Genomic DNA, 26,275 nt, shown 5'->3' with positions numbered 1-26,275 from the left:
GGTCTCCTGGAGGATGTAAAAAAATGGGGTCTGAAAGCGCAGCGCCGAAGCGTCACGCCCTGAATTTGCTGGTGATAGGGTAACGCCAGTCCTTGCCAAAGCTGCGGCGCGTGACGCGAATCCCTACAGGAGCCTGGCGGCGCTTGTACTCGTTGAGCTTGATGAGGCGCGTGACACGCTCCACATCGGCACGTTCAAAGCCGCTGGCGATGATGGACTCGATGGGCTCGTCGTTCTCCATGTAGCGCGCCACGATGGCGTCCAGCACCTCGTAGGGCGGCAGGCTGTCCTGGTCTTTCTGGTCGGGCCGCAGCTCGGCGCTGGGCGGGCGCGTGATGATGCGCTCTGGAATCGGACTGGCGCCCGTGCCATACGGGTCGTTGGCGTTGCGCCAGCGGGCCAGGTCGAACACGCGGGTCTTGGCCACGTCCTTGATCACGGCGAAGCCCCCTGCCATGTCACCGTACAGCGTGCAGTAGCCCGTGGACATCTCGCTCTTGTTGCCCGTGGTGAGCACGATGGATCCGAACTTGTTGGACAGCGCCATGAGCAGCGTGCCCCGGATGCGCGCCTGCAGGTTTTCTTCGGTCGTGTCTTCGGGCAGCCCTGCAAAATCGCTGGCCAGTGCGGCCTTGAAGGCCTCGAACTGCGGCTTGATGGAGATCTCGTCGTAGCGCACGCCCAGGCGCTCGGCCATGTCGCGCGCATCGATCCAGCTGATGTCGGCCGTGTAGGGCGAAGGCATCATCACCGTGCGCACCTTGTCGGCCCCCAGCGCATCCACGGCAATCGCCAGCACCAGGGCCGAATCGATGCCCCCCGACAGCCCGAGCAGCGCGCCCGGAAAGCCGTTCTTGCCCACATAGTCGCGCACGCCCAGCACCAGGGCATCCCACAGGTCGGCTTCCAGGCTTTTCTCTGGGGCTATGTTCGCTTCAATTTTGATAGCATCTTGTGCTTGATGGACCTGCGCAAACACCAGTTTTTCTTCAAAACCCGGACCACGCCCTGCCACCGAGCCATCGGTATTCAGCGCAAACGAGCGGCCCTCAAACACCACCTCGTCTTGCCCGCCCACCAGGTGGGCATACACCAGCGGCAGGCCCGTCTCGGCCACACGCTCGCGCATGGTGGCTTCGCGCTCGGCGCTCTTGCCCAGGTGGAAAGGCGATGCATTGATCACCGCCAGCATTTGTGCCCCCGCTGCGGCGGCATCGCGTGCAGGGGTGGCAAACCACGCGTCTTCGCACACCAGCACCCCCACGCGCACGCCTTCCACCTCGAAGATGCAAGGCTTGTCGCCCGCCACAAAGTAGCGGCGCTCGTCAAACACCTGGTAGTTGGGCAGTTCGCGCTTGGCATAGGTCTGCTCGATCTGCCCATCGCGCAGCAGGCTGGCGGCATTGAAGCAAGCGCTGAACGCCGGAGCATCGGGCGCCACGGCCTGCGGGTGGCCCAGCACGATGGCCAGGCCTTTCAACCCCGCAGTCTCGCGGGCCACGGTTTTCACGGCATCATCACAGGCCGCAATGAAGGCGGGGCGCAGGAACAGGTCTTCGGCCGCATAGCCGCAAATCGCCAGCTCAGGCGTCAGCAGCAAACGGGCGCCCTGGGCATAAGCCTCGCGGGCCGCCGCAATGATCTTTTGGGCGTTGCCGGGCATATCGCCCACAACAAAGTTGAGCTGCGCAGTGCAAATGGAGAGCGTCATGGAACTGGAATCGGCCCCTGCGGCCAGGTTGAACACCGCCCACACGGGCCCGCAGCTTGCAAAACAAAACCGGGGCGTGCATGGCTGAATCTGCCATTATCGCCCGCGTACTTGCCACTGCGCTGGACGTGGATGCTGCGGCCTGGAACACCCTGCTGGCCCAGCAAAGCCACCCCACGCCCTTCATGCGCCACGAGTACCTGGCCGCCCTGGAGACCAGCGACAGCGCCACCCCACGCACCGGCTGGGCGCCGCGCTTCATGACCCTGTGGGAGGGCGACACCCTGATTGCCGCCTGCCCGCTGTACCTCAAGAACCACTCCTACGGCGAGTACGTGTTCGACTGGGCCTGGGCCAGCGCCTACGAACAGCACGGCGTGCCCTACTACCCCAAGGCCGTGATCGCCGTGCCCTTCACCCCCGTGCCGGGCAGCCGCCTTTTGGCCCGTGACGATGCTGCACGCGCTCTGCTGGTGCAGGCCGTGTGCCAGTGGTGCGAGGACGAAAACGTGTCGTCCGTGCACATCCTGTTTGCCAGCGACGACGACGTGCTGACCAGTGCGCAGCAAGACCTGATGCTGCGGCACACCGTTCAATTTCATTGGAAGAATGTGGCCCCCACGCTCCCCGCTGCGCGTGGTTCGCTGCCCCCCGAGGGGGCCCTCACCGCCTTGGGGCGGCCCGGCGGCGGCGAGAACGTTGCCCCCACGCTCCCCGCTGCGTCTGATGCACCCTCCCCCGACAGCACCTTGCCCGGCGGCGGCTCGGGCCAACCCTTCAAAGACTTCGACCACTTCCTTGCCAGCCTCTCCCAGGACAAGCGCAAGAAGATCCGCCAGGAGCGCCGCCGCGTGGCGGATGCCGGGGTCAGCTTCCGTTCGTCGCGTGGTGCGGACATCAGCGCAGCCGACTGGGATTTTTTCTACCGCTGCTACGAACGCACCTACCTCGAACACGGCAACCCGCCCTATCTCACGCGGGACTTCTTCGCCCGCATGGCGGCCCACATGCCCGAGGCCTGGCTGCTGTTTGTGGCCGAGCGCGACGGCCAGCCAATTGCTAGCAGTTTGATAGCTGTCAGCGCTTTACCATCCAGCGCTGGCAGCCAAAAAAACCAAGAATTAGTTGCATACGGCCGGTATTGGGGCGCGCTGGAGCGCGTGGACTGCCTGCACTTCGAAGCCTGCTACTACCAGCCACTGCAGTGGTGCATCGAGCACGGCGTGATCCGCTTTGAGGGCGGCGCCCAGGGCGAGCACAAGATGGCCCGCGCCCTGCTGCCCGTGCAGGCCACCAGCGCCCACTGGCTGGCGCACCCGGCTTTTGCCGACGCGGTGGAGCGGTTCCTGCAGCGCGAAGGCGCCGGGGTGGCTGAGTACCTGAGCGAACTGCACGAACGCAGCCCGTTCAAGACAGCCTGAGCCAGCGCAACGCCAGCCCGTCCCACACCAGCTTGCACCAGCCTGACAACGCCACCAGCGCGTTGGATGCGCCCAACCTCGGGTTCTCCCGACCTCGGCACAGCTTTTGCAACGGCATACTGGCGGCCGCCCGCACCCGGGCTGCGCACCACGGCGGCCCATCCGCCCGCCCGTCAACCCACAGCACCCTCACCATGGCCGCTCCGCAGCATGTCCCATTTCTGACGGTGGAAGACGAAGACGACTGGGTCGTCTCATTCGCGCTGGGCCCACAGGGCGCCCACCGCCTCACCCTGGTACGCACCCCCCGGCTGGAATTCATGCTGCGGCCCGAGCAGCGCGGTGTGTCGGTGGGTGCCGAAGCGGGCCAGCGCCCCGCCCTGCTGGTCGCGGTGCAGTGGGGCCCCAAAAGCGTGGACGTGGTGTCCACCGCCAAGCGCTACAGCCTGGACATCAGCAAGGTAGACAACGCCACCCGCACGGCGGCACTGCGTGTGCTGGGCAAGATGAACTTTGACCAGCGGTTTCAGCTGGCAGGCAACTGAACAACGGCTGCAGACGGCCCGTCAAACGGTCACAAATAGATAGCTGTCTGCGCTTTTCTGACAAGCGCTAAGGGCCAATCTGATTCAAACATTCAGGCCAGCAGAGTGGGCCAATGCGGTCCATTTGCGCTCGCTCGCAGCGGACTCCACCACCTTTTCGATAAAGCGCACCCCCTCGGCACCATCCTCCACGCGCGGATAGTCGGCCGCCAAAGGGTCGGCCGCGCGGCCAGCGGCATGCGCGCGGATGTCGGCCGCCACACCCAGGTAGATGTTGGCAAAGGCTTCGATGAACGCCTCGGGGTGCCCCGCTGGGATGCGCCCGGCGCGCCGCGCCGATTCGCACAGCCACGGCGAGCCGCGCGTGAGGATGCGGCGCGGGCCGTCCACCGGGGAGTGGACGAGTTGGTTGGGCTCTTCCTGCCGCCAGGTGATGGTGCCCAGCGTGCCCGACACCTGCAGGCGCAGATCGTTCTCCAGCCCCGCTGCCACTTGCGATGCCACGATGAAGCCGCGTGCGCCGCTGTCGTAGCGCAGCAGCAGCTGGGCGTCGTCGTCCAGCCGCCGCCCGGCGCCAAAGGTGGTGAGGTCGGCACACACCCAGGCGGGGTGCTGGCCGGTGACGGTGGCGGCCAGGTTTTCGGCGTGTGATCCGATGTCCCCCAGGGTTCCTGCGCTGCCGCTGCGCGCCGGGTCCAGCCGCCAGTCGGCCTGCTTGTTGGCGCCGCCCTCTTCCACTGCGGTGGCCAGCCAGCCCTGGTTGTATTCGACGGTGATCTTGCGCAGTGTGCCCAGCGCACCGCTGTGCACCAGGTAGCGCGCCTCGCGCACCATGGGGTAGCCGGTGTAGTTGTAGGTCACGCCAAACACGGTGCCGGCTTTCTTCACGGCGGCCACCAGCTCGTCGGCCTGCGCGCGGGTGTGCACCAGCGGCTTGTCGCACACCACATGAAAGCCCGCCTGCACAAACGCCAACGCCACCGGGTGGTGCACATGGTTGGGGGTGACGATGCTCACCAGGTCGATGCGCTCATGCGCCGGGCGGCGCAGTTCGTCGGCCAGCAGGTCCTGCCAGCTGCCGTGGTTGCGGTCGTCCGCCAGGCCCAGTTCGGCGCCGGATGCGCGGGCGCGCTCGGGCGATGACGAGAGCGCGCCGGCCACCAGCTCGAACTGGCCATCGAGCGCCATGGCCTTGCGGTGCACAGCGCCGATAAACGCGCCATGGCCGCCGCCCACCATGGCGTAGCGGAGCTTTTGGGGACTGGACATACGAAACGCCTTTGCTCGCTGTGTGTTGTTGTTATCGGTTATATGGACGGAGTGCGGTTAGGCCTGCTTGTCGCGTGCAAATACGGCGTCGAACGCGCCCGCCGCCGGCTTGAAATCCAGCCGCTTGCAGAACGCCGCACTCTCGGTCGCGCCGTGCACACGATCCATGCGGCTGTCTTCCCACTCCACCGACAGCGGGCCCTGGTAGCCGATGTCGTTGAGCGCGACGATGATGGATTCGAAGTCGATCATCCCGCGCCCCACGCTGCGGAAGTCCCAGTGGCGCCGCGCGTCGCCAAAGCTGGTGTGCCCGCCGAACACGCCCACCGTGCCGTCGCCCTTGCCCCACCACACGTCCTTCATGTGGGCGTTGTAGATGCGATTGCCAAACTGGCGGATGAACTTGATGTAGTCCACGCCCTGGTAGGCCAGGTGGCTGGGGTCGTAGTTAAAGCCGAAGCGCCTGTTACCGCCCACGGCTGCAATCGCGCGCTCGGCCGAGGCAATGTCGAACGCGATCTCGGTGGGGTGCACCTCCAGCGCGAAGTTGATGTCGTGCTGCTCGAACACATCGAGGATGGGGCCAAAGCGCTTCGCAAAATCGGCAAAGCCCTTGTCCCAGTATTCCTGCGTGGTGGGCGGAAAGGCATAGATCGAATGCCACACCGACGAGCCGGTAAAGCCCGTCACCGTCTTCACGCCAAAGTTCGCGGCAGCGCGCGCCGTGTCTGCCAGCTCGCTAGCAGCGCGCTGGCGCACACCCTCGGGCTCGCCATCGTCCCACACATGGGGCGGCAGGATGGACTGGTGGCGCTCGTCGATCAGATCGCACACGGCCTGGCCCACCAGGTGGTTGCCGATGGCAAAACACTGCAGGCCGTGCTGGGCCAGCAGTGCGTGTTTGTCTTTGACGTACTGGGGCGACGACAGCGCCTCCTGCACGTTGAAATGGTCGCCCCAGCAGGCCAGCTCCAGGCCGTCGTAGCCCATGCTTTTGGCCAGGGGCGCGAGTTCTACCAGCGGCAGGTCGGCCCACTGGCCGGTGAAGAGGGTGACGGGTCTTGGCATGGGGACTCCAGGGCGATTGGCAGTGAGGGCTAAGGTGGTCGTTCTCGCGTGGCCTAGGCCAGGACCGCCGCGCAAGGGCCGCCCCGCCGCGCTGGCGGTGTCCCCCTTCCCGAACTACGCAGTAGTTCGAGAGAAGGGGGAAGGCGCGAAGCGGCTCAGGGGGTTGTCCGAATCAAAACGGCGAATCAGGAAAGTAAAAGTCCTTCGCCGTTTCCTTCGTGATCAGCACCGACGGAATGATGGTGTTGGCGGGCAGCTTCTCGCCCTTGATCCGCGCCTCGGCCGTGAGCTTGATCGAGTCGTAGATGAACTTGGGGCTGTACGACACGTTGGCTTGGATGAGCGGGTTGCTGCCGTCCATCAGCGTCTTGATCATGCCCTTGGCACCCGCGCCGCCAAACACCAGCTTGATGTCCTTGCGCTTGGCCTGCTCGATGGCCTTGAGCACGCCCACGGCCATGTCGTCGTCAGCCGCCCACACCGCGTCGATCTGTGGGAAGCGGGTCAGGTAGTCCTGCATCACCTTGAAGGCATCGTCGCGGTTCCAGTTGGCGTACTTGGCGTCCAGCAGCTTGATGCCGGGGTGGTTCTTCAGCACGCTGTTGAAAGCGTCCATGCGCTCGTTGTCCAGCGTGGTCGCAATGCCGCGCATGGCCACCACGTTGCCCTTGCCGCCCAGCGCCTTGGCGATGTACTCGGCCGGAATCTTGCCAAACGCCGTGTTGTCACCGGCCACATACGCGTCCTGCGCGCTGGTGTCGGTCAGGCCCCGGTCCACCACCGTCACGTACACGCCCTTGGCCTTGACCTGGGCCACGGGCTTGGTCAGCGCCGCCGATTCGAACGGGAAGATGACCAAGGCGTTGATCTTGTTCACCGTCACCAAGTCTTGCAGCTGGTTGGCCTGCTCGGGTGCGCCGCCTGCGGTCTTGACGATGACCTGCAGGCCGGGGTGTGCCTTTTCCAGGTCCTTCTTGGCCTGGTTGGCCCAGTACACGATGCCGCCGGTGAAGCCGTGCGTGGCCGACGGAATGGCCACGCCCACCACCGTCTTGTTGGCCTGCGCCATGGCGGGGGCGGCCAATGCGAAGGCGGCGGCGCCCACGGCCGAGAGGGCCAGGCGGCGGGTGAAAGAAAGTTGGCTGTTCATGCGTTGTCTCCTGTTGCTTTGGAATATGGCCATGGAAGCTGGCCGGCTGGGGAACACGAAAGTCAAACGACCTACCGAGAAAACCAATCCAGAAAATCCATCACCGTTTTCCGCGCTGCATGAACGCTACGGCAATGATCACGAAGCCCTGCACCGCCGCATTCAGGTACACGCTGATGATGCTGGTGAGGTTGAGGATGTTGCTGATGACCGAGAGCAGGATCGCCCCCACCACCGTGCCGGTGATGCTGCCCGCCCCGCCCTTCAACACCGTGCCGCCCACGATGACGGCGGCAATCGCCTCCAGCTCCCACAGCAGGCCTGTGGTGGGCGATGCGGAGCCCAGGCGCGGCACATACAGCAGCGTGGCAATGCCCACGCAAACGCCCAGCAGCATGTACGTGAGGATCTTGATCTTGTGCACATCCACCGCCGCGTACTGCGCCACCTGCTCGTTGGAGCCGATGGCCTGCACATAGCGTCCATAGGCCGTGCGGTTCAGGATCACGCCGCCGATGACAGCCACCAGCAGGAAGATCCACACGGGGATGGGCACGCCCAGCAGGTTGGCGTAGTACACCGGGCTGTAGATGTCCGAAAGATCGTTCTCCAGCGTGATGGCCCCGCCGTTGGAGAAGTACGTGAGGTACGCGCGGAAGATGCCCAGCGTGCCCAGCGTGACGATGAAAGGCTCGATGCGGCCCTTGGTGATCAAGAGCCCATGCACCAGCCCGAACACCGCGCCCAGCACCACCGCCAGCAGCATGCCCACCACCACGGTCGCCATGGGCGAGCCCAGCACGGGCGCCATGGCGTTCATGAACAAAATGACCGAGCCTGCGATCAGCGCCGCCATGGACCCCACCGACAAATCGATGCCGCCCGAGATGATGACGAAGCACATGCCCACCGCGATGATGCCGATGAAGGCCGTGCGCGTGAGCACGTTCATCACGTTGTCGTAGGTGGCGAAGTTGCTGTTGAGCAGCGTGCCCGCAATGCACAGCAGCACGAGACCGATGACCGGGCCCAGCCCGTGCAGCTTGCCCCACCAGGCCGTGGCGCCGCCGTGGCGGCCTGCACCAGGTACGGCGGTGGTTGCGTTTTCAGCGGGTACCTGTGGCATGTGCAATCAACTCCTCTTCGGTCAAATGGGGTTCTTGGAGCGTGGTCTGCAGCCGCCCGGCGCGCATCACCGCCACGCGGTGGCACAGGCCGATCAGCTCCATCAGTTCGGAAGAAATCACCACAACCGCCAGCCCCTGCTCTGCCAGGCGTTGCACCAGGTGATAAATCTCGCGCTTGGCACCCACGTCCACGCCGCGCGTGGGCTCGTCCAGCACCACCACGCTGGGGCCGGGGTGCAGCACCTTGGCCAGCGCCAGCTTTTGCTGGTTGCCGCCCGACAGCGACGACGCGCGCACCTCCAGCGAGCCGGTGCGGATGCCAAACTCCTGCACCGCATCGCGCAGCGCAGCCTGCTCGGCCGCCGGGTCGAGCCAGGGCTTGGCATAGCGCTCCAGCGCCATCAGCGTCAGGTTGGGCCGCAGGCCAAAGTGCACGTGCAGGCCCTTGCCCTTGCGGTCTTCGCTCAGGTACGTGAGGCCGTGGCGCGCGGCATCGCGCGGACTTTTCAAATGCACGGGTTTGCCAGCAATCTCCACCGTGCCGGCCGTGCGCGGGCGCAGGCCCAGCAGGCCTTCGAACAACTCCGTGCGCCCCGCGCCCACCAGCCCGGCAAAGCCCAGAATCTCGCCGCGCCGCACTTCAAAGCTCACATCCTCAGCCCACCCCGGCACCGTGAGGCCGCGCACCTGGATGGCCGGCTCTCCACCCGCAGGCGCAGGCAGCTTGGGCGGGAACAAATCCGCCAGCTCGCGGCCCACCATCAGGTTGGCCATCTGCCGCCGCGTCACGCTGGCCGTGGGCTCGCGCGCCACCAGCAGGCCGTCGCGCATCACCACCACCTCGTCGGTGGTGCGCTCCACCTCGTCGAGCTTGTGCGATATGTAGATGATGGTCACGCCCGCAGCCTTCAGCCCCGCCATCAGCGCAAACAGGCGCTCCGTCTCGCCGGGGGTCAGCGTGGCGGTGGGCTCGTCCATGATGAGCAGGCGCGCATTGCGGGCCAGTGCGCGGGCAATCTCCACCAGCTGCTTTTCGGCCACGATGAGCTTGCGCACCCGCGTGTCCGGGTCCAGCGGCAGGCCCACTTTGGCAAGCGCCTCGCGCGTCTTCTCACGCATCGCCTTGTCATCGAGGAAGGGGCCGCGCTTGATCTCGTGGCCCAAGAAGATGTTCTGCGCAATCGTCAGGTCCTCCGCCAGGTTGAACTCCTGGTGGATCAGCACAATGCCCTGCGCCTCGGCCGCGCGCGAGCCGCCGCCCGGTGCGCGCACCGCACCGTCCACTACCACCTCGCCAGTGGTGGGGCTCTCGTACCCCGCCAGAATCTTCATCAGCGTGGACTTGCCCGCGCCGTTCTCGCCCAGCAGGCCATAGACGCGGCCCGGCTGCAGCGCAAAGCCCACGCCGTGCAGCACGCGCACCGGGCCAAACTCTTTGGTGACGTTGCGGAACTCGACGGCTACGCTCATCGCGCTGCCCCTGTTCCTACGACTGCTCCAGCGCCCACACCCGTCACCGAGCCCGCGCGCGACAGGCTCTCCTGCATCGCCAGCACGCCCGCGCCCACCACACCGGCATCGTCGGCCAGGGGGGCGTATTGAATCTCCAAGTGCCGCGTCGACAGCGCCAGCGACCGGTGGTACACGCTCTGCCGCACCGACGCGAGGAACAGCGGCCCCATGTCCGTCACCCGCCCCGCAATGAACACATGCGACGGGTTGAAGAAGTTCACGATGGACGCCAGCATCTGCCCCACCAGGCTGCCCGCGCGCTGGATGATCGCGTTGGCCGCCACATCGCCCGTGCGGCTGGCCTGGGCCACGTCTTCAATCGTCAGCGTGCCTGTGCTTTGCAGCCTCTCGGCCAGCAGCGCGCTCTCGCCGCGCTGCGCAGCCTCTATCGCCATGCGCGCCATGGCGGGCGCTGCGGCCATCGCCTCCACACAGCCCTGGTTGCCGCAGTGGCAGCGCGGGCCGTGCTGGTCCACACAGATGTGGCCCACATCGCCCGCCGAGCCATTGGCGCCCCGGTACACCTGCCCGTGGCACACGATGCCGCAGCCAATGCCCGTGCCCACTTTGATGACCAAGAAGTTGGGCAAATTCCGCTGCAGCCGGTACATCTCGCCCAGCGCCATCAGGTTCACGTCGTTGTCCACAAACACCGGCGCGGCAAACGCCTCGCGCAGGTAGTCGCGGATGGAAAAGCCGTCCCAGTCGGGCATCAGCGGCGGGTTGACGAGCTGCCCGCTTTCAAAATCCACCGGCCCCGGCACGCCCATGCCGATGGCGATCACCTGGTTGGGGGCCAGCCCGCAGCGCGCCAGCAGCTCCCGCATCAGCCCCCGCACCCGCGCCAGGATCACGCCTGGCCCCTGGCGCACATCAATCGGCTCACGGTGCCGTGCCAGCACCGTCATGTCAGGCCGCATCACCGCTATCTGCATGCTGGTCGCGCCCAGGTCGGCGCCAATCACCACGCCCAGGGTTTCGCTCAAACGCAGGGTTTCGGCACGGCGGCCGCCAGAGGATTCCTGCAGGCCCACCTCGTCGAGCAGGCCCTCATCCAGCAGCGCCGCCACCATGGCGTTGGCCTTGCTTTTGGAATAGGCCAGGCGCTGCGCCAGCGCGTTGCGCGACGCGCCTGCGGACCAAAAGATGGTCTGCAGAACGCTCAGGTCTTCGGTGCCGCAGTGACTCCAGCGGGTGGATGGCAAGGCTTGTCTCCGGTCATGTTTTTGTGCAGCACCTCATGGGGGTGGGTGCTTGACAGGGATGCTATGCGGTCTACTTTGGCCGGGCAAGACTGAACTTTGACCTAATTTTGATCAAAGCAAAGGTATCTGGCGCTATTGGTGCGCTGAGACGTCGTCATGTACCCACTGCGAAAGCTTCCTCCGTGCCCTCAGGTGACCGTTAGACACCTAAGCCGCGCGTCCTTCTCTCAGCCGGCGGTGCAGGTTCCGTAATTCCCGCAAAGATGGAAGTTCTTAAGCAGCTGTTGCGCTATTGGAATAGCGCGCTGCAGTGCAACCATGGCTACGTTAAGCCGACTGACTTTGAATAATGCTGTTGAGCTGTTGGGGTGCTATTGCATAAGCAATAGCTCGGTACATAATGCAAATGAGCGTCAGCGCGCTCAAAAGTATTGGTGGCACCCACTCCCAAAACGGTGCTTTGAGCAACACATGATAGAAAGCACGCGCACCGAATGAGATTCTAACTACGACTGGCAGGCTGACTTTGAAATTTATATCAGTGCGTGGAAAGTTCTGGTTAGGCTTAACGACCATTAAGCTAAGAAGCCAAACACCGGAAAATTTACCCCTTTGGTAGCTATGAATGGAGATTTCCATCGGCCAGCCAGGCGCAATTCTTCGGTCTAAGTCACTCTCCCAGTCTAGAAATTTTGTGCGCTGTTCGGTATTTATGAAATCCAAGTATTTGTCAAACTTACGATCATTTACGCGTTTGAATATCCAATCATTCGAAAGATCAAACACTTTAATATCGAATATTTTCAAAAATTCGCTGTAATATTTCTTCTGTTCGTCACACGTAAACCATCGCCACGCCAAGTAAGAAAAAACAAGTGAAGAGACAACCATCAGCTTATGTGCGGGAATATACCCAGCTCCTTTTGCAAAATTTAGATGGTTAAGTATTTCTTGCACAGAAATATCGAGATACCAACCGATTAAGTACGCGGCACAAAAAGCCACCAGATTTCTCCGCAGCTTCGAGTTCTCGTCTTCTACCATTGCGACTCCTATTTGTATGAATTTGTAGCTTAGTCACAGTTGGCTCTAGCGCGTATTGTTTTGTGCGCTCATCGCCGCAAGGCGAGGAGCACTGAACTGTTTTTATATCCAGCTCTATCAAAAGGCACCTCATACAATTTCGGCATGGAGGTTCGACCCATGCTCAAGCTGCCCCGCAAAACGCGCACCACTCACCCGCCCTCGCCCCTGCAACCGTACGTCGACAGCGGCGCGGGGCCAGGCTGGATGCTTGCCGCGCACGTGGTGGAGAAGCTCCCGAAGACGCTCATTGCTGCGGGAACGCTTGTCGCTGCTCTTCTGGGTGGCCCAGCCGCAGTTAACAAGGGGATCGAGTGGGCGACAAGCACAATGACGACTTCTTCCACGCCAACTTCTACGACATCTTCCTCTGCAATGACGACGACGGACTTGGCGAGGTCGTCGACCGCTATTGCCGCAAGCACTCGGTAGAAGACGTGCAGGACATGCGCTACTACCTATAAGACCGCTAGATGTTCACCAACACCCACGCTTACTTCTAGCGCTAGATCAGCCGCCGTGACGCGTCCTAACCCCCCCGATTGTTCGCATTCTCTTGCGGCTTGAGCAAATCACGGAAAGTCAACCTGATAACGGTGTACAAACACCCGTCTTGCTGACGAGATAGTAACTGCGATGGAATCGACTCTTGAAATCACGATTAGAACGCATGAGACTGCGAAGGCCGTCGGTCATGCAAGTCTTCTGGAAATTTCTTCTTAATAATTTTCGAGCGGAAGAGCCACATAAGAGGAAAAAATTTACCCACTATTTTTGGCCGGCAATTAACGCGAAAATTACTCAAATAGATCTCAGGAAGTTCACATGACCACATCAATCGAAATTCATCAAGCCGGCTCAATAGGGGATGACTCTGGGCGTTTGGATTTTTCGTTTATGCCAAACGATAACTCGGTATCAGTTTATGCGAGCGTCCCTTCGGATAAGCGGCGCTCGGGAGTACACGTGCGAGTCGTAAGCTTAAGCTCCCTGCGTAAAATCATTGAGCAGTTAGAACGCTTGGAAAAAGAAGCGATAAAACGCCGCGACGATAAAGCACGACCTGTTTTGGGTGAAGAAGGAGCGACGTTCAATTTGATGAACACAAACTTCTTTGTTCCAAACTCTATGTTAGCTATGGCCGCCGCCTTGATCACGAAAGGTGACACGCAAGGGCTCAGCAAAGAAATTCAGCGCTCGTTCCCAATGCTCAATCCTGCCGCTGTCAACGAGCTTAGCCACCTTATATACGTCCACTTTCGGCCACGGGCCTAAATATGTATTACCACCTTGTCGTAGCGTTGAACAACGCTCCTAAAAGCGCGTTTGCTTGTTAGCGACCTGAGTGAGGCTGATCTCAGCCAGAGGTTCGTGAAGCCGTATGAGCGGGGGAAGTCGGGTCCTGGCCGACTGCAATGTCTGCGACACGATGGCGATTCGCTCGACCGTAGTTCGGATGACGCTCTAAACGAGTGAGGAGCGCTACCAAGTCGAGCACGGGCTGGCCGGGTGAGCCCGCAGCCCACGCCCACCAACACGCGGCGGTGGGGATGAAAGGTTTGCTCTGTATTTGATAGCTAATAGCGCTTTACCGATAAGCGCTAGAGCTTGTTTTTACTCATATTTCTGCGCGCCAGGTGCTTGCCTGCACTGCATGAAGTGCCCTGGCCGGGTTGGCTCCCACACGCCCCTAGCAGAGATCACGCGGCACCACCCCCACCCCCTCGCACCAGCGTCGGTAATCCGCCCGCCGGTCAGCCGCGGTGATCCGCTGCAGCACCGTGTGGTGCGCCCCCAGGTATTCCACGCTTCCCTTGACCACCACATGCACCAGCAGCGTTTCGGTGCCCGTCGCCTCCCACCAATCCACATTGCCAGCGGGCTCGTGGATGTAGTCGCCCGGCCGCACCACGCGGCCGTCGTTCAGGCGGCGCTCGCCCGCCAGCGTCAGGGCGTGCACTTCGCCCGTGTGGCGGTGCAGGCCCAGCCGCGTGCCGGGCGATAGGCGCATCAGTTCCACCCACCCAGCGTCGTCGGGCAAAAACTGAATGGGCAGGGACCACTTGCCCTCGCCTTCAGGAATCCAGTCCGCCAGGCCCGCACGCTCCAGCGCCTGGGCCACGATCACATTGGCAAGGTGGTTGTTCGTTGTCGTAAACGTCGTCATGTCGGTGCTCCTGGGTAAGTAGCGATTGGTTGATGGCTTGATGGATTGCTTGCTCGCTTATTGCTCGGGGTGCTGGTGGCGGTATTCCTGCGTGCGGCCGCCAAAGCCGTACGCGGTGGCGCGAACGTCCTGCACGTAGACGTAGCTTTCGGGGTGCAGCGCGCCCAGCAGGCCCTCGAAGGCTGCGAACGCCTCGGCGATGTAGCGCGCCTTCTCGGCCTTGGTGTTGGTCTCGTCCACCACCTTGACGTCGAAGTAGAAGCTTGATTGCTTGAGGTCGGCCAGCGACCGGCCGGCGATGTACCAGTCGGCCGGGTCCACAAAAGTGATGACCACGGCCGTGAGGTCGCGCCGCTTGCCGAGCACGCGGGTGGTCAGGTCCAGCAGGGTTTCTGCAATGCGGGCAGACAGCTCGGGTGTGCGTTGGGCAGACACTTTGACGTTGAGGATGGGCATGGAGGGCTCCTGTAAAAACTCATGGGGTTGAACGAGCCTTCACTGTAGAAATTGCGCCCCGCCACGGAAACCGCCCGTGGGGATAATGGCTTTTGCTCCGCACGCAAAGGCGCGCACGATGAAAAATCAACCCCGCTCCTTCCTCCCCGACCCGGCCGACCTGCGGTGGCTGGTGCGGTCGCTCGACCTGCGCTCGTTTTCTGCAGCGGCGCGCGAGATGGATGTGGCGGTGTCGGTCGTCGCGCGCGGTGTGGACCGGCTGGAGGCCGGCTACGGCGTGCGCTTGCTGCGCCGGTCCACGCACGGCCTGTCGGCCACGCCCGAGGGCGCAGAACTGGCGCAGGAAGCGCGTGCCTTGCTGGCTCAGCTGGAGGACATAGGGGCATCGCTGTCGGACCAGCGCAGCCGCGTGGCGGGCACCTTGCGCCTGGCCTCCAGCCAGGAGATCTGCGAGGCGCTGGTGCTGCCCCACCTGGCAGACCTGCAGGCGCGCTACCCCGCGCTGCGGGTGGAGCTGCTGGCCGATGACCGCGTGGCCGACCTGGTGACGGAGGGCATCGACGTGGCGCTGCGCACCACCGTGGGCCACAGCGACCTGGTGGTGGCGCGCGCGCTGGGCCGGTTCGAGCGGCGCCTGTACGCGGCCCCTGCGTATTTGGAACAGCACGGCACGCCTGCCGAGCCTAGCGAACTGCAGCAGCACCACACCGTCACGCACACCGCGCAGGGGCCGGCGGTGACCTGGGTGTTTCGCAATGCACAAGGCAAGCCGCTGGAGGTGACCGTGCGCTCGCGCCTGGCCGCCAGCAGTTCGGCCCTGGTGCACCACGCGCTGGTGGGCGGCGCGGGCATCGGCATGTTGTCCAACCCGCTCGCGGCGGCGGATGTGGCGCAAGGCCGGTTGGTGGAGGTGCTGGCGCCTTTTGCGTCCCGCACCGTGCACACGCTGTACGCGGTGTCGTCACCGGGCCGGCGCAACGCGGCCAGGGTGAAGGCGGTGATTGATTTTCTGGTGAAGGCGTCGAAGGACCGGTGGGCACTGGCGCCTGTGCGTTGAAGATTTTTTTTATGCACCACCGGCTGGCTGGACGGGGGCCGCTAACCCCAGCTACAAGACTGCCTGCGGGGGAGCAAGGTGCGGGCATGCGGGGTCAGTGAGTTGGCCCGCTTTCGTTGGTTGCTAGCAGGCCGATGCCACCCAACCCCTGAACGCAAACCCCATGTAAAACATCTGCACATCGGTGAAACCGGCCTCGCGCAGAATCGCTTCGTCTTCCTGCGGCGTCAGCACTGCCAGCTCTGCAGCCACCTTGTCCCGCGCCCGGGCCGCATGCTCGGGCGGCACGCCGGACGCCACCTGAAACGCGGCGTAGCGTGACAGCCACAGATCGCGCTCCCCTGCCCCGCCCTCGCCGCCACGGCCTGCGCCATCCGCCACGCTCAGATGTGCCACCACCAGCGGCGCACCGGGCTTCAGTCGCCGCCGGATCTCGGCCGCCATGGGCACGCGCTCCTCGCGCGGCACAAAGTGCAAAGTCAGCAGGCACGTCGCGCCATCGAACGGCCCGGCCGGTGCGCTCTGCACATAGCCGTGGTGCAGCGCCACGCGGTCACCGGGTACGCCCGCGCTCTGCAGCCGCTGCGCCGCCAAGTCCAGCATGGGCTGGCTCGGGTCCACGCCATCAAACCGCCAGCCGGGGTGCGCCAGCGCCATGTCTTCCAGCTCCAGCCCGCCGCCTGCGCCCACCACCAGCACGCGGCCGTTGGCGGGCACGCGCTCGGCCAGCAGGATGCGCGACATGCGCAGCAGGCTGTCGTAGCCGGGCACGTTGCGGCGGGGGCCTTCGGCGTAGCGGGCGACGGCGGCGGGGTCGGAGAAGGGAGATGCGGTGGGATGGGTCATGGTGTGTAGTGCGCGCGGTGGGTACTGCGCTGCGCGATGAGTTTGTCCAACGGGTTTGCCTGGTCAGCTCAGGGTTTCGGCAGGCTCAACCCGAACGGTCAGGGGTGGGCAAAGTCTGAAAAAAATCAAGCCAAATTGACCTCTAGCGCTTATCCATCAAGCTCTAGCAGCTATCAATTCAGTAGCATTCTGTTCATGCGCCAGCACTGTTTCTGGTTGCATGCTAGCATCACGCAACTTTTAATGTTGCATGAAACGAGATAGCCGACTTTCCAACGTCCTCCACGCGCTGCTGCACATGGCAGAGATGGAGGGGCCCGCCACGTCTGAGGCCATGGCGCAGGCCATGCAGACCAACCCAGTCGTCGTGCGCCGCCTGATGGCTGGGCTGCGGTATGCGGGGTTTGTTTCGTCGGCCAAGGGGCATGGTGGCGGGTGGGTGCTGTCGTGCCCGCTCACCGACATCACGCTGCGCGACATCTACGAGGCGCTGGGCGCGCCCACGCTGCTGGCGGTGGGCAACAGGGTGGAGAGCCCCGGCTGCATCGTCGAGCAGGCGGTGAACCGCGCGCTGACCGATGCCTATCAGGCGGCCGAAGAAGCGCTGCTGGCGCGGCTGGGCGAAGTGACGCTGGCGCAGCTGTCGGCCGAGTTTCATGAACGCATGGTGGCCGGGTGCCACGGTCACAAGGAGATTGAGCATGGCGACGGCAGCAATGGCAAAAACCCAGGCGTATGAGGTGATCGTGATAGGCGGCAGCTTTGCCGGCCTGTCGGCCGCGATGCAGCTGGCGCGGGCTCGGCGGCGGGTGTGTGTGGTGGACGCAGGCCAGCCGCGCAACCGGTTTGCGGCAGCGTCGCACGGCTTCTTCGGGCAAGACGGCGAGCCGCCGCTGGCGATGATCGAGCAGGCGCGGCGCAAGCTGGCGGCCTACCCTACCGTGAGTTTTGTGCAGGGCACGGTGGTATCGGCCACCGCGCAGCAACGCGCCGGGTCACCCGAGAACGGGTTTGAAGTGGTGCTGGACGATGGCACGCACATGGAGGCGCACAAGCTGGTGCTGGCGTTTGGCGTGCAGGATGGCTTGCCCGAGATTGCGGGCCTGCGCGAGCGCTGGGGCGCATCGGTGTTGCACTGCCCGTATTGCCACGGCTATGAATTTGCAGGCCAGCGGCTGGGCGTGCTGTACCACTCGGCAGGCTCGGCCATGCACGCGCAGCTGATTGCCGACTGGGGCCCGACCACCCTCTTCCTGAATGGCGACACCACGCTGGAGAGCGCCGAGCGCGAGCGGCTGCTGGCGCTGGGCATAACCATCGAGCCCGCGCCTATCGCCGCGCTGGAAGGCCCAGGCCAGGCGCTGCAGGGTGTGCGGCTGCAAGCCACTGGCGGCGGCGATGCGCGTGTGGTGCCGCTGGCTGCGCTGTATGTGGCCGCCACCACGCGCCCCGCCAGCCCGCTGGCCGAGCAACTGGGCTGCGCGTTTGACGATGGGCCTATGGGCCCGTACCTCCGCACCGATGCCAACAAGATGACCACCGTGCCCGGCGTGTATGCCGCTGGCGACCTGACGCTGATGCGGCACAACGCCACGCTGGCCTCGGCCGAAGGGGTGCTGGCGGGTGTGGGGGCGCACCAGGCGCTGGTGTTTGGGACGTGAGCCTTGGGTGGCCCCGTCTCAGCCCCAAAAAGAGCGCACTCACACTTGGTCAGTAGAAGCGCCGCGCTGGGCTTCGACAGGCTCAGCCCGAACGGGTGGGGCGTTGGCCATGCCCTTGTGAACGAACGCATCCCTTGGTGAAGCCGCACGCTCTGCAGCAGCGCGCACAATGCGCGGCTGCTCGTCCTCCAGCCCCACCACCATGCCCAGCCGCACTGCCGTTTTTCACTTCTTCGCGATCAGAGCGCAATGGCTGGTGTGGCTCAGCGCGTTGGGTGCGGTGATGGCACCCCTGTCGCGTGTGCTGCCCACACACCCTCTGCCCTGGCTGCAGTGGCTGGCGGAGCTGGCCGCGCATTGGCAGTGGGCCTATGCCACGGTGGGTGCTGCGACCGCACTGCTGTGGGTGCTGCTGGCGCTGATGTTGCGGCGGCGTTCGGCGTGGCTGGTGCTGCCTGCGCTGGTGATGGCGGGGTCGTTGCTGTGGCAGCCTGCCACGCTGCCCGCAGCGTCTGCAACCATCGCCGCCAATGCGCGAGTGCTTGCAGTGGGCACCGCCAACCTGAACCTGGCCACCACCGACTTCACGCCGCTGCGGCAGTGGCTGGCGTCTGCCGATGCGCCCGATGTGGTGTTTTTGCAGGAGTTCACCGAGCTGGCCCAGCGTGCACTGGCTGATGACCCGGCCCTTGCCGCGCGCTACCCCCACCGCCTGGCCGTGCCGCAGCCCGACCCGTTTGGGCTGGCGATTCTGTCGCGCCACCCGCTGGCGGATGCGCAGGTGCTGCAGCCCGGCACGGACCTCGACACCCTGCGCCTGCGGGCCACGCTGGCGTGGAACGGCCAGCCCGTGCACTTGAGCGCGCTACACCCCATGCCCCCCATCAGCAGCACTTTTGCCCAGGCACGAGACCAAGCGCTACAGGACGAGGCCCGACACCTGGCCCAGGCCGGCGGGCTGGGTGTGATGGCAGGTGACCTGAACACCACGCCCTGGGCGCGCGGCCTGTGGGGTGCAGAGCAAGCGGAGATGCGCCGCGCGGGCCCTGCGGTGCCCACCTGGCCCAACGCCTGGGGCTCGCTGTCGGTGCTGCCGCTGGACCATGTGCTGGCCTCGCCCGGGTGGCAGCTGGTGGATGCACACACGGGGCCGGACCTGGGCTCGGACCACCGGCCGATGGTGGTGCGGCTGGTGGCGCAGTAGCCGCCAGCTTTCCTGCCTCAGCCCTGCGTTGGCGGCGAGGTCGCAAGATCAGCAAAGTCGTATCCCGCAGGCTGCGGCACACTCGGCGGGCAGTGCATCCCTCATACCCATCCACGCCAGCACATCGCCATGACCATTTCATCCCTGCTTCGTTCCCGCCCTCGTTCACGCTCCGGCCCAGGCGTTCGTTGGCTGTCGGCCGCTGCATTTGGCTGCGCGGCCACCGTGGTCCAGGCGGCAGGCTTTGCCTTCATCGAGGTGCCTGCAGACAAGGACGGGCCCGCGCTGCGCGGCGCCGTGTGGTCGCCCTGCAGCACGCCGCCGGGCCGCATTGACCTGGCGCCGCTGGTGCTGCAAGGCACGCGTGACTGCCCCGTAGCTGGCCAGGGCCTGCCGCTGGTTGTGGTGTCGCACGGCGCGGGCGGATCGGCCCTGGGGCACCACGACACGGCGGCCACGCTGGCCGACGCAGGTTATGTGGTGGCCGCCATCAGCCACCCGGGCGACAACTTTCAAGACCTGAGCCGCCAGGGCTACCTGTCGGCCTTTGCCACGCGGCCGGTGGACATGAAGCGGCTGACGGATTACATGCTGGGCGCCTGGCCCCAGCGCGCGCAGCTGGACGCGGGCAAGGTCGGTTTCTTTGGCTTTTCACGCGGCGGCTACACGGGCCTGGTGGCCATCGGCGCCGTGCCGGACTGGACGTCACGGCAAGACCTGTGCTCGCCGCTATCCACCCGGCCCTTGTGCGGCGAGATCCGGCGCAAAGAAATCCCCGCCACGCCCGCGCCGGACCCGCGCATTCGGGCTGCAGTCATCGTCGACCCGTTGAGCGTCTTCGATGCCAAGGGCTTGGGGCACGTCAGAACCCCCATCCAGCTGTGGGCCTCGGCCCTGGGTGGTGATGGCGTCACGCTGCAAAGCGTGGAGACGGTGCGCCAGGGTCTGCCCAGTGCGCCCGACTGGCAGCTGGCGGCCAACGCCGGGCACTTCGCCTTTCTGGCGCCCTGCTCACCCGCGCTGGCCGAGGCAGTGCCCGGCATCTGCCGCGATGCAGCAGGGTTTGACCGGGTGGCTTTTCACCAGACTTTCAATGCCCAGGTGCTGGCGTTCTTTCAGCGGCACCTCGCGGCAGGCAAAGCGCCCTGAGCGCAGTTCGGCATTCGTCGCGCCCACGCTGCCCGTGAGTTGACGCAGCCAGCGTCTGCCACCTACACTGCCAACCTCGCATCCGGTCCTTGGGATCGGAGCGAACCGCAAAGCCCTCCACCACCGTTGAGGGCTTTTTTTCGTCCGCCCTATGGAAAGCTCTCCCTGCTTGCAGAGAGGGCTTTTTGCATTTCTGGAGCCCTTATCTCATGCAAACCGCTTCGACCCACACCACCCCCGCAGCCGTTGCAGGCACCGCCCCACGAATCCACCTGGTCATCGGCCCGGTGGGAGCGGGCAAGTCCACCTTTGTGCGCCACCTGGTGCAGCAGCACCGCGCCGTGCCGCTGAACCTGGACGACTGGATGGCCACGCTGTTCTCGCCGGACCGGCCCGACACGGCTGACATGGCCGATGTGCTGGCCTGGTATGTGCCGCGCACGCTGCGCTGCCTGGCGCAAATCTGGAAGACCGCCGAAGCCGTGCTGGATGCGGGCCGCGATGTGGTGCTGGAGGTGGGACTGATCCAGACCCACCAGCGCGACGCCTTTTATGCCCGCATGGGGCCGTGGGCCGACGCCATGGTGGTGTATGTGCTCGATGCTCCGCGCGAGGTGCGCCGCGAGCGTGTGTTGCGGCGCAATGCCGAACAGGGAGCGACGTTTTCGATGGTGGTGCCGCCGCACATCTTTGAGCTGGCCAGCGACCTGTGGCAACCGCCCGGCGATGTGGAGTGCGCGGAACGCACCGTGGTGTTTGTGCCGTTGGCGGAGCGGTAGGCCGTGGTTGCAGCTGTGCTTGCACGCAGGCCCTTCCGTGGCGATGGAAGTGCCCCGGGGCCAGACCACCTCGACTACATGAACTGCGCGCGCAGCCCCACCATGAGGCGCCTGCCCGCTGCGGGCTCGAAGTAGCGGCCGTTGGCGTCGTTCACGATGAGGGTGGCTGCGTGGTGGCGGTTGAACACGTTGTCGAGCCGGGCCCAGAGCTGCCAGCGCGTCGTGCCTGCACCTGCACCTGGACCTGCTTGTTGGCCGCCCCAACCGTAGGCCGCGTGCAGGCCCAGCACGGCAAAACCGGCGGCCCGCTCGCTGTTGACATCGTTGGCAAATACGGGCCCCGACACGTTCGCCGTGACCCCCAGTTGCCAGCGTGCGGTGGGCGCGTAGTCGATGGCAAGCTGCGCAGCGTGCCGCGCTGTGCCCGGCAACTGGTTGCCTGCGGCGACGTTGGCGCCCCCTGCCCCGGCGTAGGCGCTGCCAAAGTGGGCATCCAGGTAGGTGTAGCTGGCGCGCGGGGCCCAGGCGCCCCACTGTGCACGCCAACCCACTTCGAGCCCCCGGCGCCGCACGTTGTCCACGTTCTGGAACACCGATCGGCCGTTGACCGTGGCCACGGGCACGATCTCGCCCTGGCTGCGGGTGTCGAACCATGCCAGCTCCAGCTGCTGGTGGGTGCCTTGCCACTTGGCGCCCACCTCCCACTGGCGGCTGCGGGCGGCAGCCAGTCCGAAATTGGGGCCGGTGTTGCCGGTGCTGTAGGCCATCTCGGCCAGCGTGGGGGTTTCAAAGCCCTGGCCTGCGTTGGCGTACAGGTTGAGCTGGTCGGTGGCAGCCCACACCAGACCCAACGCGGGGCTGGTGTGGCGCCAGTTGCGCGCGCCACTGTCGTCGGGGTTGGCGGGGGTGATGTAGCGGTCATCCACCTGCACGCGCACCTGGCTGGCGCGCAGCCCGGCGATGGCGCGCCAGCGCTGCGAGAGCCAGGTGTCTACCTGGGCATACACATCGGTGTTGGCGGCGCTGTCTTGCTCGTCGCGCCGCAGCGCACCGCTGGTGCCCGCGTTGTTCACAAACCCCTGGCGGTGTTCAGACAGGCGATTCGCCTCCGCCCCGACCGTCCACGTCAGCGGCAGGCCCGAGGGCAGGCGCACGGCCCGCGTCCAGGTGGCGGCCGCGCCCTGGTAGCTGCGGTCCAGGTCCACCACCCCGCCTGCGCTGTTGGCCGCCGCGCCGCTGAAAGACAGGTATTGCGTGAGCTGCCGCCCACCGCCATAGGCGCGCAGCCGCACGCTGTCGGTGTCGCTGAGCTGGCGCTCCAGCACCAGGCCCAGCTGGCTCTGGCCCACCGACTTGCGGGTGTTGAAGGTGGTGGCCAGGGCGCCGGCCTGGCGCGCGTCGCCCTCCAGCTGCGCGCGTGTGAGGCCCAGTGGGTCTTGCGCCAAGGGCTGGTCGTACAGGTTGACCAGGGCTGTGATGCGTGTGCGGCTGTCGGGCTGGGCCTGCAGCTTGGCGTTGAGGTGCGTGCGCCGCGCGGCGCTGTGGCCGCGCCAGCCCTCGGTTTCGAAGTGCGACACCCCCAGCAGCCCGCCCAGGCGCTGGTCGCCAAAGTCCAAGGATGCGTCCACCAGCCGCTGGCCGAACGAGCCCACCGCCACCCCGGCCTGGGCGCCGCCCCCGGGCCGGGGATCGCGGGTGGTGACCTGCACCACGCCCCCTGCCGCATTGCCATACAGCTGCGCGAGCGGGCCGCGCAGCACTTCAATCTGGCTGGCCGAAGGCAGGTGCGCGGTGGCAGCCTGGCCCTGGCCGTCGGGCATGGTGGCGGGGATGCCATCCACCAGAATCCGCACACCCCGCACACCAAAAGTGGCGCGGGAGCCAAAGCCCCGCACCGCGATCTGCAGATCCTGCGCGTAGTTGCCGCGGTCTGTGGCCACCACGCCAGCCTGCCCAGCCAGCAGCTCCGACAGGTTCACCAATGGCGTGGGGGCCGTGAAGGCATCCACGGCCACGCTGCTGTGGCTGGCGGCACTGTCAAACTGGCGCTGCGCCTGCGCGCTGCCGGTGACCTGCTGGGCTTCAAGTGTGGGGGGCGTGGTGGGCAGTGACTGGGCGGGATCGGCCGGAACATCTTGCGCATGGGCATGGGCGTGCGCCACCACGCACACACAACTGGCCAGGATGCGGGCAACCCTGTTAACTTGGGCGGCGTGGGGCCAATGGGTGGCTGCAAAAGACATGGGTGCCGATTCCTGGTTGCGGAATTTCTGAACGGGGCTTTACGGAGCGTCGCGTGGCGGGCACAGGGGCCAAGCCCAGCAAACCGCAGGATAGTCTGCTGTGGCCCCGTGGCGGTCATGCGAACCACCGCAGCGAAGGGCGTGGCGCCTGCATAGACGTCATTCGGACCGCACCACGCGCCAGACCACGTTGCCCACGTCGTCGGCCACCAGCAACGCTCCCTTGCCGTCCAGCGCCACGCCCACCGGGCGGCCATAGGCGTCGCCGTCCTTGCTCAAAAAGCCCATCAGAAACGGCTGGGGAGGCCCCGAGGGGCGCCCGTCGGCAAAGGGAACGAACACCACGTTGTAGCCCGTCAGCTCCTTGCGGTTCCACGAGCCGTGCTGGCCGATGAACGCGCCGCTGGCGTAGGCGCCGGGCATGCGGGCGTCGGAGAACGCCAGGCCCAGCGGCGCAACGTGTGAACCCAGGCCAAAGTCCGGCGTGATGGCCTTGGCCACCATGTCGGGGTTGGGCGGGTTGACACGGGTGTCCACATGCTGGCCCCAGTAGCTCCACGGCCAGCCGTAAAAGGCGCCGTCCTTCACCGAGGTGAGGTAGTCGGGCACCAGCTCGTTGCCCAGCTCGTCGCGTTCGTTCACCACCGTCCAGAGCAGCTTGCTCTGCGGCTCCCAGCCCAGGCCGTTGGGGTTGCGCAGGCCGGTGGCAAACAGCCGCTTGCTGCCAGTCTCCACGTCCACCTCCCAGATGGCGGCGCGGCCCTCTTCCGCCGCCATGCCGTTGTCGCCCGCATTGCTGTTGGAGCCCACGGTGGCGTACAGCTTGCGGCCATCGGGGCTGGCGATGATGTTCTTGGTCCAGTGGTGGTTGGCCCCGGCAGGCAGATCGGTGACCCTGACGGGTGCCGTGTTGACCGAGGTCTGCCCGGTTTCGTAAGGCACCTTCACCACACCGTCGGCCGTGGCAATGAAGAGCTGGGTTCCCACCAACGCCATGCCAAAGGGCGAGAGCAGGTTTTGCATAAAGGCGGTGCGCACATCCGCCACGCCGTCACCGTCCGTATCGCGCAGCAGCGTGATGCGGTTGGCGCTGGGCGTACCGGCACCAGCGCGTTTCATCACCAGGCCCATGGCCAGGCCACGCAGGCCGTCGGAGTGCACGTTTTTGGCGCCCTCTGCAGGCGGCGGCTTGTTGCTTTCAGCGACCAGCACATCGCCATTGGGGAGGGTGTAGACCCAGCGCGGATGGTCCAGCCCACGCGCCAGCGCTGTGACCTTGAACCCCGCAGGGGCCTGCGGCTGGGTGCCCTGCGGCCAACCCTGTGCAGGTGCGATGTTGAAGGTGGGCACCAGGCCACTCTTTTCCGGTGCGGGCAATTGCGGGTTCGGACCCAGGCCGGGGCCAGGGGTGGCCGGCTGGGCCAGGGCCAGAGCCATGGACCCTGCAAGGGCCAACGCCAGCGACCCCTGGGTGAAGCGGTGGGAGCAGAGGTGCATTTTCATCAACGCAGTATGGGCGGCCCGATTTGCGGGCAGCTGTAGGCCAGTGCCGTCAGTTCCGCATGTGATGGGGGCGTGAGATGGCGGCGTGCGCACCGTGCACCCACATAGAGGCAGCGGGCACACAATGCCGCGTCGATTTTTGTCTTTGTAGCCTTGGATGCCCCCTGCGCCGCGCCAAGGGCATGGTGGCCAACTGGCCTAGCGCGCGGGGAAGGTTGTCGGTGCTGCCGCTGGGCCCTGTGCTGGCTTCAATGGGCTGGCGGGAGGTGCGTTTTGACCTCGGGCCGGACTTGGGTTCGGATCATCGGTCGGTGGTGGTGCAACTGACGGAATCGCCGTAGTGCACACGACCCGAATACTACTGATTTGATAGCTTGAAGCGCTTATCCATCAAGCGCTGGATACCTTTTTCGGCATAATTTCTGCGGAGGCGTTCCTCTACGGCCTGCGAGCACAACGGGCCGTTCACGCTGAGCCTTCCCAATCACCTGGTGGGCCATTGACAGGCGCAGCCCGAACGGATTTGCGCCATCTACCCCCATCCAGCACGATGTTCCCGGCGGGGGTAAGTTGTGGCGCCCTCAACAGCCGTTCGCGTGCACGGCAGTGCCTGGGTTGAGCTTCTGGCACGCTTTGACCTGGTTGGATTTGACCCGGTTATCCACCCAAATAGTGATGTGCGGATCCGTGGCCTGATGGCAGCCTTTTTCGACCTCGACCACACCACACGAGTCCAGAATCTGGCTGGCCAGGGGTGCGCCGGAACGGCGATTCTTCGCATTGTTGAGGAACGCCTCAATCTGAGTCTGGGTGTAGGGCTGCCCGGTGGCGCCGTTGTTCACATCGTTGTTGTTGGGTTGATTCCACTGAGGCTGGAATACATAGGTCGGCCTCGCAAAGGCTGTGCCACACAGCAGCAACACGCAGACCGCAGTCATGAATTTTTTCATTGCCAAGTTCCCCTTCATGCCTACTCTGTGACGATTTTCGGCGCCCTCGGCTTCATCACGTGTTGATGAAGTGAGCCCATGGTGGCGCCACCAAAGCGGTTTGGCGATTACAGGAAATTACAGCGAAATTCTTCACAAGCAATGGGCGCATTTCACACATTGAGCGGGG

General features: G+C 65.0%; 24 protein-coding genes. 10 read left to right on the top strand and 14 right to left on the bottom strand.

Going from position 1 to position 26,275, the window contains the following annotated elements; genetic code table 11:
- Positions 1 to 52: 52 nt before the first annotated feature.
- A complete protein-coding gene (locus tag ACT89O_RS10935; protein WP_487262647.1) occupies positions 53 to 1,711 on the bottom strand; it encodes an NAD+ synthase in 1,659 nt (552 codons plus the stop codon).
- An 80-nt stretch (positions 1,712 to 1,791) separates the two neighbouring features.
- Between ACT89O_RS10935 and ACT89O_RS10930 the strand changes: the two genes are divergently transcribed.
- Together ACT89O_RS10930 and ACT89O_RS10925 are read left to right on the top strand one after the other, a co-directional pair.
- Complete coding sequence (locus tag ACT89O_RS10930; protein WP_487262646.1) at positions 1,792 to 3,132, top strand: GNAT family N-acetyltransferase; 1,341 nt, start codon at positions 1,792 to 1,794, stop codon at positions 3,130 to 3,132.
- 194 nt (positions 3,133 to 3,326) lie between these two features.
- A complete protein-coding gene (locus ACT89O_RS10925) occupies positions 3,327 to 3,677 on the top strand; it encodes a hypothetical protein (RefSeq protein ID WP_010461104.1) in 351 nt (116 codons plus the stop codon).
- A gap of 84 nt (positions 3,678 to 3,761) precedes the next feature.
- On the opposite strand, the gene ACT89O_RS10920 is transcribed toward ACT89O_RS10925, so the two are convergent.
- The 7 genes from ACT89O_RS10920 to ACT89O_RS10890 form a co-directional block, all read right to left on the bottom strand.
- A complete protein-coding gene (locus ACT89O_RS10920; protein WP_487262645.1) occupies positions 3,762 to 4,946 on the bottom strand; it encodes a Gfo/Idh/MocA family protein in 1,185 nt (394 codons plus the stop codon).
- Between the two features lie 57 nt (positions 4,947 to 5,003).
- Positions 5,004 to 6,014 carry a sugar phosphate isomerase/epimerase family protein gene (locus ACT89O_RS10915; RefSeq protein WP_487262644.1) on the bottom strand — a complete coding sequence of 337 codons (1,011 nt, stop codon included), beginning with the start codon at positions 6,012 to 6,014 and terminating at the stop codon, positions 5,004 to 5,006.
- 172 nt (positions 6,015 to 6,186) lie between these two features.
- Entirely contained in the window at positions 6,187 to 7,164 is a 978-nt protein-coding gene (locus tag ACT89O_RS10910; RefSeq protein ID WP_121506725.1) for a substrate-binding domain-containing protein, read from the bottom strand.
- Between the two features lie 100 nt (positions 7,165 to 7,264).
- Positions 7,265 to 8,290: an ABC transporter permease gene (locus tag ACT89O_RS10905; protein WP_487262643.1), complete on the bottom strand. Its 1,026-nt coding sequence runs from the start codon at positions 8,288 to 8,290 to the stop codon at positions 7,265 to 7,267.
- Positions 8,271 to 9,761, bottom strand: a complete 1,491-nt coding sequence (locus ACT89O_RS10900) for a sugar ABC transporter ATP-binding protein (RefSeq protein ID WP_487262642.1) — start codon at positions 9,759 to 9,761, stop codon at positions 8,271 to 8,273. Before ACT89O_RS10900 ends, ACT89O_RS10905 begins: the two co-directional genes overlap by 20 nt.
- Entirely contained in the window at positions 9,758 to 11,008 is a 1,251-nt protein-coding gene (locus ACT89O_RS10895) for an ROK family transcriptional regulator (protein WP_487262641.1), read from the bottom strand. The genes ACT89O_RS10900 and ACT89O_RS10895 overlap by 4 nt, the downstream gene beginning before the upstream one ends.
- A 327-nt stretch (positions 11,009 to 11,335) precedes the next feature.
- Entirely contained in the window at positions 11,336 to 12,052 is a 717-nt protein-coding gene (locus ACT89O_RS10890) for a hypothetical protein (protein WP_487262640.1), read from the bottom strand.
- A gap of 353 nt (positions 12,053 to 12,405) precedes the next feature.
- Between ACT89O_RS10890 and ACT89O_RS10885 the strand changes: the two genes are divergently transcribed.
- Both ACT89O_RS10885 and ACT89O_RS10880 read left to right on the top strand, forming a co-directional pair.
- Positions 12,406 to 12,555, top strand: a complete 150-nt coding sequence (locus tag ACT89O_RS10885; RefSeq protein WP_487262639.1) for a hypothetical protein — start codon at positions 12,406 to 12,408, stop codon at positions 12,553 to 12,555.
- Between the two features lie 361 nt (positions 12,556 to 12,916).
- The gene (locus ACT89O_RS10880) at positions 12,917 to 13,366 is read left to right on the top strand and encodes a hypothetical protein (RefSeq protein WP_487262638.1); all 450 of its coding nucleotides are present in this window, start codon (positions 12,917 to 12,919) and stop codon (positions 13,364 to 13,366) included.
- 415 nt (positions 13,367 to 13,781) lie between these two features.
- Here ACT89O_RS10880 and ACT89O_RS10875 read toward each other — a convergent pair whose 3' ends face one another.
- Positions 13,782 to 14,258 (bottom strand): cupin domain-containing protein, encoded by a 477-nt coding sequence (locus tag ACT89O_RS10875; protein ID WP_487262637.1) that lies wholly within the window; start codon positions 14,256 to 14,258, stop codon positions 13,782 to 13,784.
- A 57-nt stretch (positions 14,259 to 14,315) separates the two neighbouring features.
- Positions 14,316 to 14,714, bottom strand: coding sequence for a tautomerase family protein (locus tag ACT89O_RS10870; RefSeq protein WP_296015187.1), 399 nt, complete (start codon positions 14,712 to 14,714; stop codon positions 14,316 to 14,318).
- Between the two features lie 118 nt (positions 14,715 to 14,832).
- Between ACT89O_RS10870 and ACT89O_RS10865 the strand changes: the two genes are divergently transcribed.
- Positions 14,833 to 15,771 (top strand): LysR family transcriptional regulator, encoded by a 939-nt coding sequence (locus tag ACT89O_RS10865; protein WP_487262636.1) that lies wholly within the window; start codon positions 14,833 to 14,835, stop codon positions 15,769 to 15,771.
- 123 nt (positions 15,772 to 15,894) lie between these two features.
- Here ACT89O_RS10865 and ACT89O_RS10860 read toward each other — a convergent pair whose 3' ends face one another.
- A complete protein-coding gene (locus ACT89O_RS10860; protein WP_487262635.1) occupies positions 15,895 to 16,617 on the bottom strand; it encodes a class I SAM-dependent methyltransferase in 723 nt (240 codons plus the stop codon).
- 250 nt (positions 16,618 to 16,867) lie between these two features.
- Between ACT89O_RS10860 and ACT89O_RS10855 the strand changes: the two genes are divergently transcribed.
- The 5 genes from ACT89O_RS10855 (at position 16,868) to ACT89O_RS10835 (ending at position 21,410) form a co-directional block, all read left to right on the top strand.
- The gene (locus ACT89O_RS10855; RefSeq protein ID WP_142145327.1) at positions 16,868 to 17,356 is read left to right on the top strand and encodes an Rrf2 family transcriptional regulator; all 489 of its coding nucleotides are present in this window, start codon (positions 16,868 to 16,870) and stop codon (positions 17,354 to 17,356) included.
- Entirely contained in the window at positions 17,319 to 18,278 is a 960-nt protein-coding gene (locus ACT89O_RS10850; RefSeq protein ID WP_487262634.1) for an NAD(P)/FAD-dependent oxidoreductase, read from the top strand. The genes ACT89O_RS10855 and ACT89O_RS10850 overlap by 38 nt, the downstream gene beginning before the upstream one ends.
- A gap of 202 nt (positions 18,279 to 18,480) precedes the next feature.
- A complete protein-coding gene (locus ACT89O_RS10845) occupies positions 18,481 to 19,482 on the top strand; it encodes an endonuclease/exonuclease/phosphatase family protein (RefSeq protein WP_487262633.1) in 1,002 nt (333 codons plus the stop codon).
- A 129-nt stretch (positions 19,483 to 19,611) separates the two neighbouring features.
- Positions 19,612 to 20,631: an alpha/beta hydrolase family protein gene (locus ACT89O_RS10840; protein ID WP_487262632.1), complete on the top strand. Its 1,020-nt coding sequence runs from the start codon at positions 19,612 to 19,614 to the stop codon at positions 20,629 to 20,631.
- 209 nt (positions 20,632 to 20,840) lie between these two features.
- Positions 20,841 to 21,410 (top strand): P-loop nucleotide/nucleoside kinase family protein, encoded by a 570-nt coding sequence (locus tag ACT89O_RS10835; protein WP_487262631.1) that lies wholly within the window; start codon positions 20,841 to 20,843, stop codon positions 21,408 to 21,410.
- A gap of 74 nt (positions 21,411 to 21,484) precedes the next feature.
- Here the strand turns inward: ACT89O_RS10835 and ACT89O_RS10830 are convergent, their stop codons facing one another.
- From ACT89O_RS10830 to ACT89O_RS10820, 3 genes are all read right to left on the bottom strand, one after another.
- Positions 21,485 to 23,653 carry a TonB-dependent receptor family protein gene (locus ACT89O_RS10830; RefSeq protein ID WP_487262630.1) on the bottom strand — a complete coding sequence of 723 codons (2,169 nt, stop codon included), beginning with the start codon at positions 23,651 to 23,653 and terminating at the stop codon, positions 21,485 to 21,487.
- A gap of 159 nt (positions 23,654 to 23,812) precedes the next feature.
- Positions 23,813 to 25,156 carry a PQQ-dependent sugar dehydrogenase gene (locus tag ACT89O_RS10825; protein ID WP_487262629.1) on the bottom strand — a complete coding sequence of 448 codons (1,344 nt, stop codon included), beginning with the start codon at positions 25,154 to 25,156 and terminating at the stop codon, positions 23,813 to 23,815.
- Positions 25,157 to 25,737: 581 nt separating this feature from the next.
- Positions 25,738 to 26,106 (bottom strand): hypothetical protein, encoded by a 369-nt coding sequence (locus ACT89O_RS10820; protein WP_487262628.1) that lies wholly within the window; start codon positions 26,104 to 26,106, stop codon positions 25,738 to 25,740.
- Between the last annotated feature and the right edge of the window lie 169 nt (positions 26,107 to 26,275).

The organism is Acidovorax sp. NN32 (assembly GCF_057597245.1).
The sequence above is the reverse complement of the archived record's forward strand: the minus strand, read 5'-3'. Positions and strand labels throughout refer to the sequence as shown.

Coding starts and splice junctions, on each gene's coding strand:
- ACT89O_RS10915 (WP_487262644.1), bottom strand. CDS start 6,014: ATGCCAAGACCCGTCACCCTCTTCACCGGCCAGTGGGCCGACCTGCCG.
- ACT89O_RS10860 (WP_487262635.1), bottom strand. CDS start 16,617: ATGACCCATCCCACCGCATCTCCCTTCTCCGACCCCGCCGCCGTCGCC.
- ACT89O_RS10870 (WP_296015187.1), bottom strand. CDS start 14,714: ATGCCCATCCTCAACGTCAAAGTGTCTGCCCAACGCACACCCGAGCTG.
- ACT89O_RS10835 (WP_487262631.1), top strand. CDS start 20,841: ATGCAAACCGCTTCGACCCACACCACCCCCGCAGCCGTTGCAGGCACC.
- ACT89O_RS10875 (WP_487262637.1), bottom strand. CDS start 14,258: ATGACGACGTTTACGACAACGAACAACCACCTTGCCAATGTGATCGTG.
- ACT89O_RS10890 (WP_487262640.1), bottom strand. CDS start 12,052: ATGGTAGAAGACGAGAACTCGAAGCTGCGGAGAAATCTGGTGGCTTTT.
- ACT89O_RS10850 (WP_487262634.1), top strand. CDS start 17,319: ATGGCGACGGCAGCAATGGCAAAAACCCAGGCGTATGAGGTGATCGTG.
- ACT89O_RS10820 (WP_487262628.1), bottom strand. CDS start 26,106: ATGAAAAAATTCATGACTGCGGTCTGCGTGTTGCTGCTGTGTGGCACA.
- ACT89O_RS10905 (WP_487262643.1), bottom strand. CDS start 8,290: ATGCCACAGGTACCCGCTGAAAACGCAACCACCGCCGTACCTGGTGCA.
- ACT89O_RS10825 (WP_487262629.1), bottom strand. CDS start 25,156: ATGAAAATGCACCTCTGCTCCCACCGCTTCACCCAGGGGTCGCTGGCG.
- ACT89O_RS10855 (WP_142145327.1), top strand. CDS start 16,868: ATGAAACGAGATAGCCGACTTTCCAACGTCCTCCACGCGCTGCTGCAC.
- ACT89O_RS10830 (WP_487262630.1), bottom strand. CDS start 23,653: ATGTCTTTTGCAGCCACCCATTGGCCCCACGCCGCCCAAGTTAACAGG.
- ACT89O_RS10840 (WP_487262632.1), top strand. CDS start 19,612: ATGACCATTTCATCCCTGCTTCGTTCCCGCCCTCGTTCACGCTCCGGC.
- ACT89O_RS10880 (WP_487262638.1), top strand. CDS start 12,917: ATGACCACATCAATCGAAATTCATCAAGCCGGCTCAATAGGGGATGAC.
- ACT89O_RS10920 (WP_487262645.1), bottom strand. CDS start 4,946: ATGTCCAGTCCCCAAAAGCTCCGCTACGCCATGGTGGGCGGCGGCCAT.
- ACT89O_RS10910 (WP_121506725.1), bottom strand. CDS start 7,164: ATGAACAGCCAACTTTCTTTCACCCGCCGCCTGGCCCTCTCGGCCGTG.
- ACT89O_RS10845 (WP_487262633.1), top strand. CDS start 18,481: ATGCCCAGCCGCACTGCCGTTTTTCACTTCTTCGCGATCAGAGCGCAA.
- ACT89O_RS10865 (WP_487262636.1), top strand. CDS start 14,833: ATGAAAAATCAACCCCGCTCCTTCCTCCCCGACCCGGCCGACCTGCGG.
- ACT89O_RS10925 (WP_010461104.1), top strand. CDS start 3,327: ATGGCCGCTCCGCAGCATGTCCCATTTCTGACGGTGGAAGACGAAGAC.
- ACT89O_RS10930 (WP_487262646.1), top strand. CDS start 1,792: ATGGCTGAATCTGCCATTATCGCCCGCGTACTTGCCACTGCGCTGGAC.
- ACT89O_RS10935 (WP_487262647.1), bottom strand. CDS start 1,711: ATGACGCTCTCCATTTGCACTGCGCAGCTCAACTTTGTTGTGGGCGAT.
- ACT89O_RS10900 (WP_487262642.1), bottom strand. CDS start 9,761: ATGAGCGTAGCCGTCGAGTTCCGCAACGTCACCAAAGAGTTTGGCCCG.